We start from the raw sequence: 9,552 nt of genomic DNA on the forward strand, positions 1-9,552 counted from the left end.
GTGGAGACGTGCATGATATGGAACAAAGTGGGTATTGGACACAACACCCTTGTTCCCGCATGCCCTTTCTATAGTCCCCAGCCACCGACTCCCCCTGGATTCTTTGCTTTCATGTTTAGCTCAGGGTAAAATCCTGCGAATTCATGAGTCTGAGTGAGGAAACTGAATTATTTCGAGGGAGCGTAATGTATTCATTAAGGACCAAATAACTCACGAGATAATCCCTACGGCCATGCAAAATTCGATGGATAATCACCGTATTTTCAATGACACGATAAAAAACTAAATACGGATACACGACAATGAATTGGTAACCTCGTTTCAGTATGGCAATATTGAAGAACGTACACTGTGTAATTCCCCAATATCCCTTGCCCTAATTGATTTTTTATTGATTACACATACGTCCCTGTGTATTCGAGAGAACACTTTTTTTAAAAAACCACAAATGAGTCTTAAAATAAAATGTTTTAAACTGACCTCGTTCCGCCTCGATAATTGTACTTATACAACCTCTTCGGTGTATATACTTATGATGGGGTACAGTCCCCTCCTTGTATATAGAGAAAATAGGCTACCGTAATCAGTAGTTCCGGTAGTCTATTTGTCTCCCCCACAACCAAACATGCAGAATTAAAATTTTCCCAGACGAAAGATGCATATGTAAATTTTTGCACTAAGCCATCGTTGTCCCTGTCATTTTTCATACCCTAAGGATTTAGCTGTTTATGATTATTCGCTTCGTCAATATACGCGAAGTTCCGTAGACGGTTTCCTGTTCTTCATCCTCGACTTTCGGCGATACTTTATTTCGGAGCACAGCGGCTCATACGTCGCAAGGACGCCATTAAGGTCGCCGTATCGCGTTTCATAGTGCTGGAACATGTCGTGAAATAGGCGCAGCCCTTCCGGAAGGGGAGGCTACCGAGGCGCTGGCGCCGACCACTTTTATCGCATGGAGAAAATCGCGCTCCGTTGGGTACCGTTTGATGCGGACGTTTTGGCAGCGCTGCGGGTTCTTAAACCCGTCTGCGGCCAGCATTACGTTCCACTTCTTAGCTGTATGCAGCGGCAGGCCGTGGCGCTGCGGCTCCAGGCCCTGCGCGCGGTAAGATAGCTCGAATGGGGTATGCAGCTCTCGAAACGTCTCCGTTCCGAACGTAGTGAATGCCACCATTCCGCCTGGACGAAGCAGCCGCTTGAGCTCGCATAGTGTCTCCTGCGGGTGGGCAAGCCATTGGAAACAGGTGAATGCGAAGCGTTATTGTCGCGGTATATGAATTAAATGCTGATGAAGTGTTTGTTTTCGGACATCACGATTGCGGCATGAGCTATGTTGATCCTAGCGAAGCCTTAAAAAAATGAAGGAGAAAGGCATATCTACTGAAACTATCGACACCATCGAAAAGGCGGGAATTAATTTACAACAATGGTTATTCGATTTTGATAGTGTTGAGGATTCAGTATAAGCCAGCTTGCAGGCGGTCAAGAATCACCCTCTGCTACCAAAAAAACGTTCCAGTTCATGGCCTCGTAATCAACCCAGAAGGAAAGTTAGATTTAATAGTAGATGGTTATAAACAAAATTAAAAGGATTTACAGAAAAATCCCAAGGCTACGCTACAACCTATTTAGCTATTTTTGGGGCATACGCATAGTCAGGTAAAAAAACGACCGCCTTCTTTTTAAAGAGAGCGATCGTTAGCTGTTTTATTGATACTGCCGTGGCTGCAAATTCTGATTCTGCCAGCTTTGAGCCATTGACAAGCCCGCATTCTGCATGCCGGCTTGTTGTTGCGCTGTTTGTTGAAGCTGAGAACAAATTTGCATCGCCTGCTGCATCTGCTGAATTGCAGTTTGATGTCCTTGCAGAACAGATTGAATGGTTTGAACTGCTTTACGTTCTTTCTGGGCCAGCTGATCCAGTTGGGCGGCGTTTTGCTGCTCCTGTTGCAACATTTGCTGATACATGTTGCTCGATTGCTGCGTTTGCTGGATCAACTGTTTAATAATCTGCGCGCATTGGCTTGCTTGCTGTGAAAGGTTTTGTTGATACACGATCTTTGACCTCCTTCAATATTGTAGGACTTTATCCCCCAAAGCTTATTGTGTGCAAGTGCCCATTTTTCATGTAACGCCCCTATACATTTTAATCAACTGCACATCAATTTGCCGTTGGGTATCGGATTTTAATCTCGGCATGCGAACTTCAAGGATACCGTTGCGATACGTTGCAGTCGTTCCTTCCGTTTGAACGCGTGTTGGCAAAGACACCGCCCGCTGGAATCGTCCAACAAACCGTTCTTTGCGGTTTATTTGTTCCTGTTTCATTTCATTCGCTTGCTTTATAGTCCCACTAATTGTAAGCATGTTTTCATCCACATCGATATGAAGGTTCTCTTTTTTATCCAAACCAGGGATTTCACAAGAAACAATTACTTCATGTTCATTCTCAAATACATCAATACGAGGGGTTGCAAATCCTAGACGCGCGCCGATTTGTACATCTCCGCGAATCCTGAATTTTTGGAACGTATTACCAGTTATGTAACAGACGTACGACAACACAAGGTCGCCCTGTTTCCGGGTTTTACGAGCAATTAACAGAGATTGTTCAACGCCTGTTTCCAAAAGCCCGATAAAGTTTCGGCCTCCAAAAGAATGTCTCTTGAGATCAAACTAATTTGACATTCGTCTATTTACAGGCAGATTGGTTTCAGCACGAATGTGAACTACTGCTCCAATCGAGTTGGAGGCAGGCAATTAACCCCCGTCCTCTCACAACACCTAAGCACTAAGTTTATCCAAAAATTAATAATTTCCTTTTTGCAGTAGGAAGTTGGAAGGGCGTTATTTATGTTCCGAGACATTTCCCACACCTCGCCTTGAATTAGCCATCATGAATGCAGCCCAATCAGGCACTCCAAGCGCCCGGAGTTCGCGAATACGGGGGCGCACCCGTTTCCATTGTTTCAAGAGACATATCCGCAGCCTTCTCCTATTCCACTGGTTGTTTTGTCATCCAGAAATATCCAATCCAGCCCATGAGGTAGCGATTAAGATTTGCATCCGGCCTCCTTCAGATTATGGCTTCACAACCGACATCCCCTCGGGCTACGGTAGGCGCTCGCGAGCCCCCGTTCGGAACTCACACCCTAAAGATGACACCCAGGCTTACAGGAAAACCACCGGGGCTATGTGTTCCCAGGTGGTTTGGTAAGCATGCAGGTAACTTCTCTCAAATATTGATCAAATGAAGCGATGACCTTTTTGTCAACGCGAGTCCAAATGGATAAATGCCAATGCATTTCAAGGATGGAACAGCTTCAACGAAAGGAGGACGCTGATCGAATCTCTGGGAGCGTACAAGAAACGCTTCGAATGTTACTCGAAGCCGGTACTGGCCGATCAAATCTATCGCACCCGGAAAACAGAGGATTTGCAAAGCGCACGGCAATCGTCTGAGCGGTCTCCCCACTCGGCAGTCCTGCACAAGGAGTAAATTTGTGAGGGCAAAACCTTTTGGTCATTAAATAGCTTTTATTTAGGTCTTGCTTAACGGCCATGAATGTTACCAAAACCAGCAATTTTCTGAAAGAAGGCGGTTTAATCAGGATAAAAAGATTCTGAAGCTTGCGCTAGTGGTTCATCACAATTAGTTGCAGTGCGATGAAGGTTTTGCTTGTCTTCGCAAGGCATGTTCGAATACGGCCAAGCCCATATCGGCGCCTGCCTTTCCTGTTTCAATAAACGGGACATCAACATTGGAATCGGTAGGCAGTCACCCATCTGTTCCATTCATAATATTTTATGGCTATAACACAAGAAGAAGGTGAAAAATGATGGCTGTTGTGAAAGCGAGAGAAAGCGATGTTGCGCTCTTGGCCAGACTTCTTCGGGCCGAAGCGGAAGGTGAAGGAGAATACGGTATGCTGCTTATCGGAAATGTAGGCATTAATCGGATAAGAGCGAATTGTTCCGATTTTAAAGGCTTGCGCACCATTCCGCAAATGGTATTTCTACCGAATGCTTTCGAGGCTGTTTTACATGGTTACTTTTATCAAAAAGCCAGGGATCGAGAAAAACGCCTGGCTCGAAGGTGCATTAACGGAGAGAGGCATTGGCCTGCAAAATTTAGTTTGTGGTATTTTAGGCCGGAAGGCGATTGTCCCCCGACGTGGTACAATCAGCCTCTCGCGGGACGTTATAAGCTTCACTGCTTTTATGAACCGGCAGCTGAAACTTGCGAAAATGTTTATAATACGTATTAATTTGCTTTATAAATCGATTGCCGTTTTCGACAGAATTCAATCGCGGTAGCAATATCGTTTTCGCGTCGGACAATGGAAAAAAACGGCTCTGTTCAAATTCTTGATGACAGGGCCATTCTTCGTTTTCCTCTGGAGACTATTGCAGTGATTTGATTATTCTTTCGAATTCTTCCAAGGATAACTTGTTCAACCTACCTTTCAGAGAAATTGTTTTTCCTTCGTAAACGGGGTACACTCCTTGCCAGCCCCCAGCAATTGCATAATAATTTCCTTCCACACGTTTAATAAAACACACATATCCCTTTCCGCCATAGGACCGGGATATACTTTTTTGAGCGGATGTTTAGGGTCTGGTAGGGGTTCAAAACCGGTGGATAAGATGGGAAGGAACCGCGGGCCAGTTCCTTTCAGATACTCCTCAACATGAAATTTCTGAACATAATTGACCAATTCGCCGCCTTCAACCCGTTTTCCTAACAGTAGCTTCTGATGTTCGGTATCAAATCGGCCAAAGGCAATCATGATTGAATTATGAATTAACTGCTTTATATCTTTTGTTGGTGTGATATCCACGACTTGTTTTAGAATAACAATAACGTTTTGTGCTGCTGCAGAGGATAAGGCGAAACCAAGAAGAAAATACATACAAAGTATGGCATTTTAAACCAATGATTCCAAAAGTATTCCGTTAACGCGTTAATTCGGCCGTTTCTCTTTGCTCCCTCCAAGGTATTTGCGTCTTGTGAATATAATCTATTTATAACATAACAACGGAGATAAAACGCGCGCTGCTTGATCAAGAATGCGCTCAGAAGAACCAATGTATTGTGCATACAGTTCTGCCGGCACTTCGATTTGCTTGGCAATGTATGAAATGACGGCTTTAGGGACTTCAAATTTGTGAACGGAAATCGCGCCTCGTATTGGAAAAACTTGAACATGACCGCGAAACCAATCCTTGTCTCGCCGCTCTTATTCCCTATTTGCTGCATTTCGTTCGGAAAAAGAGTAAAATGCTCAATCAGCTAGCCTAGTTCCCAATTTCGCTTCTGTATTCTCCCCAAATGAAAGTTCCTATTACTGCGAGTATCGGAACAATATGATTGAAATCAGTATATCGAAGCAGCATATTTTAGACAATACGAGTCTCATAATTCCCGATGTTCCTTTTACAAAAATATATTCGGAACATTGTTTTTTTAGAGGAATGGAGGGGTTATCAGTCAATGTCGAATAATTCCATAAAGAGAGCGGATTCACGAACGGGCAGGATAGCGTGGTGTCGGTGAAGAAGATAAATTTTCCGCCTGCATATAGACAACCAACCCGGTAAAAATGACCGGAACCGGGCGGATGCCGTTTTCACTTCTATGCGTCTGCCATAGACTGATGTTGTAAGTTCTTCAAACTTCATCTACCAAGGAGGAATGGTTTCGATTGCAGTTTATCAAACAGGCAATGCCCATGTATACGCATGACCACGCCGCTTATGTCAGGCAAATGTACGACTGGCACATGAAAATGACTCAGTATCACGACCAATTGCATGCCTTTCATCTGGAAAGAGCGAAACAATTTCAAAAGATGGCCGAAGAAAGAGCGAAAACGTCAGAAATATCAAGCGATACAAGCGTCGCTTAAAGGCGAACCGACATGGAGCGATGTGATGAATTGGAAGCATTCCGAATCAAAATCTGGGACCGTTATGTAACCCTTCGTTCCCAATATGGAACCCGGATGCCCTTGTCTTTCGACCAGTTCTGGTACGACTTTTTGGCCAGGCACATGATATCCGACTGTGGCGTAGAGCAAGTATATGAGGACTTCTGCAACAACTGGGAGAATCAGTGTGTGAAAAATGTTTGCGATTCAAGCCATCGGTAGAATGCCGGTAGTTTTTTTAACGAACCGATTCATACTTCGTTTTGTCCCGAGGAGGTGGCGACCATGACAGAGGAGCAAACGGCGAAAAGCGAGGAAATGCTGCAAACCGCATTCCGATTTAACAAAATGTCCGACTTGCTCCGTGCGTTAGTTGGAAAATTCATTGTATAATTTTCGAAGACAACTTATCCTGCGAAATAGGACCACCAAAAGGCCGGCTGTTGCCCAAAATGGGCAGCTCCGGCCTTTGATATTTGTATGCAGGGGACAAGGGTAGATGGGATCGAATCCAAGCGGAACTTTCACGATGCGGATTACTGCTTGGCGGAATAGGATGATTCGTTTCTGGACAACTTAAATGCTGTTTGCATAAAATTGGAAAGGTGAATACCTGCATGTCACGAACATTCAGTACAAGCGTTGAATACCGGACTACCTCTGCCCCAAGACAACCGAATCGATGTAAAAATTGCATCTGGGGCAACTGGGATGGGTTGAAACAATTTTGTTCGAAACCTGTCTGCATTAAGAAACAACCAATATAAGAGAAAGACGCCATCAATGGACAATAAATATCCATTGCTTTACGAATTTTTTTCGCACGAAAAATTTTATGTGTGGGGTCTGGAACCGGATCAACTGATCAATTATACCGGCGTTCTTATGCTGGACCATTCGACTTCCGGAAAACGAGTCAGGTAGAGAAAAGCAGTCAAAGGCGCATCCCGATGACGATACTGTCCATCTTCTTTTACTTGATCATGTTCGGTTATATCTGTAAAAAATTCATGCCCAGTGACTGGCATTTTTTTCGAGGACGCATATAATGACGTGATCCAACTTTGAGGAGTGATGAATCATGTCCGTTGCGGCTCAAACAAGTACAAAGAGTTTACCTCCTTTCTCCATATGGGGAGTTCATGCATCTGTCGCCGGAAGACCGGTTGTGTGGGGCAAACTCGTGATGCGTGTTTTGCCGGACCAACAAATTCAAGGCACCATCCAATTTCGCGGAACGCCGATTCCGATTGAAGGAAGCTGGAATGAAAGCGCGCAGCAGATCATGTTTCATTTCCCCTACGCCGCCTACTCCGGCCATTTAACCATCTATGACGATGTCCAGATTCAACTTCGGCATCTGGTTCTCACCGGACGTCTGCAGATGCTCCCCCCCTCTTTACAGGCGGGCGAATATGGAACCTGGGTAGCGACAACTGATATAAGCTTGGCGGGGTATAGCGGCTATGTCCCACCGCAACCGCCTTCAACTTCGTTGCCGCCGGTTGGCGTATTTGTAACGTCGAATATACTGTATGGAAACTCGCGTATATAAAGCAGGCACATATCGGATGAAAAATGATCGGTATCCGGATAACGGAAAGGGGTGGCTCGGTGGACGAAAATCAGATTCATCATGCAATCGAACAAGCCTATCAATTGATTGTTGAAGCACACCGCAACATGACTGACATTTGGCGCACTCACGTACTGTTTACGCGGCAATGGTGGTTTGGAATAGGTTTATCGATATGCCCCTGGCTATTTTGGATCGGATTTCGGGATAAGAGAGCTACGGGACATTTTCTCCTATCCGGGTTTACGATGATTATCGTGTCATCGTGGCTGGACCAGCTTGATATTGCCATGGGACTCTGGCATTATCACTGGGAAGTCATACCGTTCATGCCGGCCAATTTCCCATGGAATTTTTCACTTCTTCCCGTCACGGTTATGTTCTTACACCAGTACAAGTCTGGCATACATCCGTTGTTCAAAGCTCTCCTATTTGGGGGATTTTCCGCTTTCGTGGCCGAGCCGGTTTCACAAATGGCCGATTTATACCACCCCGTTCACTGGAAACATACATATTCGTTTCCTATCTATGTTGGGCTGTACTTGCTGGCTTCAAGCATTGCCAAGAAGGGCATAGATTGCGGTAAGTCTTTTCAGGAAGACTCTAACCCCTGACAATAGCCAATCATCAAATTTTACCATTCATTATTTTTCTGACGGGTTGACATATTACATACGGATGCCATTTCAGGAGGTGATCAACATGACGGTAGCTTCTCAAGTGAAAACAGCTGTAGCTTCATTAAAAAGCGCGCAGGCCAGCTTTGAACAGTTTGCGTTAAATACACAAAACCAGCAGGCCAAAACCACGTTCACAAATGCAGCGCAACAGACACAAAACATTATTGACCAGGTCACTCCACGGTTACAACAAATTGAACAGGAAGAACCGCAGTATAAAGGTTTCTAAAAAAGGCCATGCCGATCTCTTCTCGGCATGGCTGTCCCTTTATTCCCTCGTAGATGACTGGATTGGGAGGCTGATTTTCTTGGCATGGATAGCAGGATTATGGCTAGTAAATACGGCACTATTGATCATTATTGCGGTTCGGGAGGTGCGCCGCCCCGCCAAAGCGTTGACTTGGATATCAGTCGGACTTGTATTACCGATTATCGGATTCGTTTGTTACCTGTTCGTCACGAATCCTGTGCAAATGCGGCGGGACAAGCTCGTTTCTTCGCACAATAACCCGATAGCGTTGCCTCCAGCATGTGGTGACTCCGCTTTTGTTATCGCTCGGGCTTTGCAACCTTTGTCTGTCAGTGGCCTTCGAACCAGTTACGTCCAAATCCTCACGAACGGAATGGAAACCTACGGAAAACTCCTTCAATCAATTCAGGCCGCACAAAAGACAATCGATCTGGAATATTACATATACCGGAATGACCATATCGGTAAACGTATCACAGATGTGCTGATTGACCGGGCTTTATCCGGTGTGAACATTCGTTTTATAAGGGATGGCTGGGGAAGCCGGTCGTTTCCCAAACATGCGGTTCGCCGGATGATGGAAGCAGGCATTGAATGTAGGACCATCTTTCCCTTGCGATTCCCCTGGGTACTATCCAACTTGACATACCGGGATCATTGCAAGATCGTCATCGTCGACGGAAAGGAAGCTTTCATGGGAGGAATCAACGTTGGGGACGAGTATACCGGAATGAAGCCGGATGTCGATTTTTGGCGCGACACTCATATGCGGTTAACCGGTGAAACAGCGGATGATGTGAAAGCCGTTTTTGAGGCTCACTGGAAAATGGCGTCACCAGACATGCTCCATTTAACGAAAAAGGCAAAATTTCTCCCTGAATCGGCTCAACTTTCTGACGATAAAGCCATTCATCCCTTTCCATCCGGCAAAACAGAACGAGGATACGGATGGGAATGGGGATCGGAGCTGGGAACGATGGAAGGCCCCCACATGGGAAAAGCTTCCCCATCCAAGGATTCGCATAACGTCTATATACAGATATTCGAAGGCAATCCCGGGCTGCCTACTCCGGTCATTCGGGAAATGCATTTCATCTGCCTGACGCAGGCGAC

10 protein-coding genes and 2 pseudogenes are annotated in these 9,552 nt (G+C 45.3%); 7 read left to right on the top strand and 5 right to left on the bottom strand.

The window, feature by feature from the left end; all coding sequences use genetic code 11:
* Window positions 1-115: 115 nt before the first annotated feature.
* Window positions 116-358, bottom strand: a complete 243-nt coding sequence (locus V3851_RS26570) for a type II toxin-antitoxin system RelE/ParE family toxin (protein WP_128635248.1) — start codon at window positions 356-358, stop codon at window positions 116-118.
* 893 nt (window positions 359-1,251) lie between these two features.
* Here V3851_RS26570 and V3851_RS26575 point away from each other — a divergent pair.
* Window positions 1,252-1,590, top strand: a pseudogene (locus V3851_RS26575) (beta-class carbonic anhydrase); the annotation flags it as partial.
* Between the two features lie 120 nt (window positions 1,591-1,710).
* Here the strand turns inward: V3851_RS26575 and V3851_RS26580 are convergent.
* From V3851_RS26580 to V3851_RS26590, 3 genes and pseudogenes are all read right to left on the bottom strand, one after another.
* A complete protein-coding gene (locus V3851_RS26580) occupies window positions 1,711-2,058 on the bottom strand; it encodes a hypothetical protein (RefSeq protein WP_128630795.1) in 348 nt (115 codons plus the stop codon).
* 69 nt (window positions 2,059-2,127) lie between these two features.
* Window positions 2,128-2,631, bottom strand: coding sequence for an Hsp20/alpha crystallin family protein (locus V3851_RS26585; RefSeq protein ID WP_331849414.1), 504 nt, complete (start codon window positions 2,629-2,631; stop codon window positions 2,128-2,130).
* A gap of 101 nt (window positions 2,632-2,732) precedes the next feature.
* Window positions 2,733-3,061 (bottom strand): annotated as a pseudogene (locus V3851_RS26590) (hypothetical protein); the annotation flags it as partial.
* 781 nt (window positions 3,062-3,842) lie between these two features.
* On the opposite strand from V3851_RS26590, the gene V3851_RS26595 reads away from it, so the two are divergent.
* Window positions 3,843-4,271, top strand: a complete 429-nt coding sequence (locus V3851_RS26595) for a cell wall hydrolase (protein WP_128635247.1) — start codon at window positions 3,843-3,845, stop codon at window positions 4,269-4,271.
* A 198-nt stretch (window positions 4,272-4,469) separates the two neighbouring features.
* Here the strand turns inward: V3851_RS26595 and V3851_RS26600 are convergent, their stop codons facing one another.
* Window positions 4,470-4,916, bottom strand: coding sequence for a hypothetical protein (locus V3851_RS26600; protein ID WP_128630794.1), 447 nt, complete (start codon window positions 4,914-4,916; stop codon window positions 4,470-4,472).
* A 792-nt stretch (window positions 4,917-5,708) separates the two neighbouring features.
* Here V3851_RS26600 and V3851_RS26605 point away from each other — a divergent pair.
* From V3851_RS26605 to V3851_RS26625, 5 genes are all read left to right on the top strand, one after another.
* Entirely contained in the window at window positions 5,709-5,912 is a 204-nt protein-coding gene (locus tag V3851_RS26605; RefSeq protein ID WP_128630793.1) for a hypothetical protein, read from the top strand.
* Window positions 5,913-7,014: 1,102 nt separating this feature from the next.
* Window positions 7,015-7,488, top strand: a complete 474-nt coding sequence (locus tag V3851_RS26610; protein ID WP_331849415.1) for a hypothetical protein — start codon at window positions 7,015-7,017, stop codon at window positions 7,486-7,488.
* Between the two features lie 59 nt (window positions 7,489-7,547).
* Window positions 7,548-8,123 carry a CBO0543 family protein gene (locus tag V3851_RS26615; RefSeq protein ID WP_331849416.1) on the top strand — a complete coding sequence of 192 codons (576 nt, stop codon included), beginning with the start codon at window positions 7,548-7,550 and terminating at the stop codon, window positions 8,121-8,123.
* Between the two features lie 88 nt (window positions 8,124-8,211).
* On the top strand, window positions 8,212-8,418 hold the full coding sequence (locus tag V3851_RS26620) for a DUF1657 domain-containing protein (protein WP_029197844.1): 207 nt from the start codon (window positions 8,212-8,214) through the stop codon (window positions 8,416-8,418).
* Window positions 8,419-8,497: 79 nt separating this feature from the next.
* Window positions 8,498-9,552: phospholipase D-like domain-containing protein (locus tag V3851_RS26625; RefSeq protein ID WP_331849417.1), on the top strand; the 1,055-nt coding region annotated here is incomplete at its 3' end.

It is taken from the genome of Paenibacillus haidiansis (assembly GCF_036553665.1).
Classification (GTDB): Bacteria; Bacillota; Bacilli; order Paenibacillales; family Paenibacillaceae; genus Fontibacillus; species Fontibacillus haidiansis.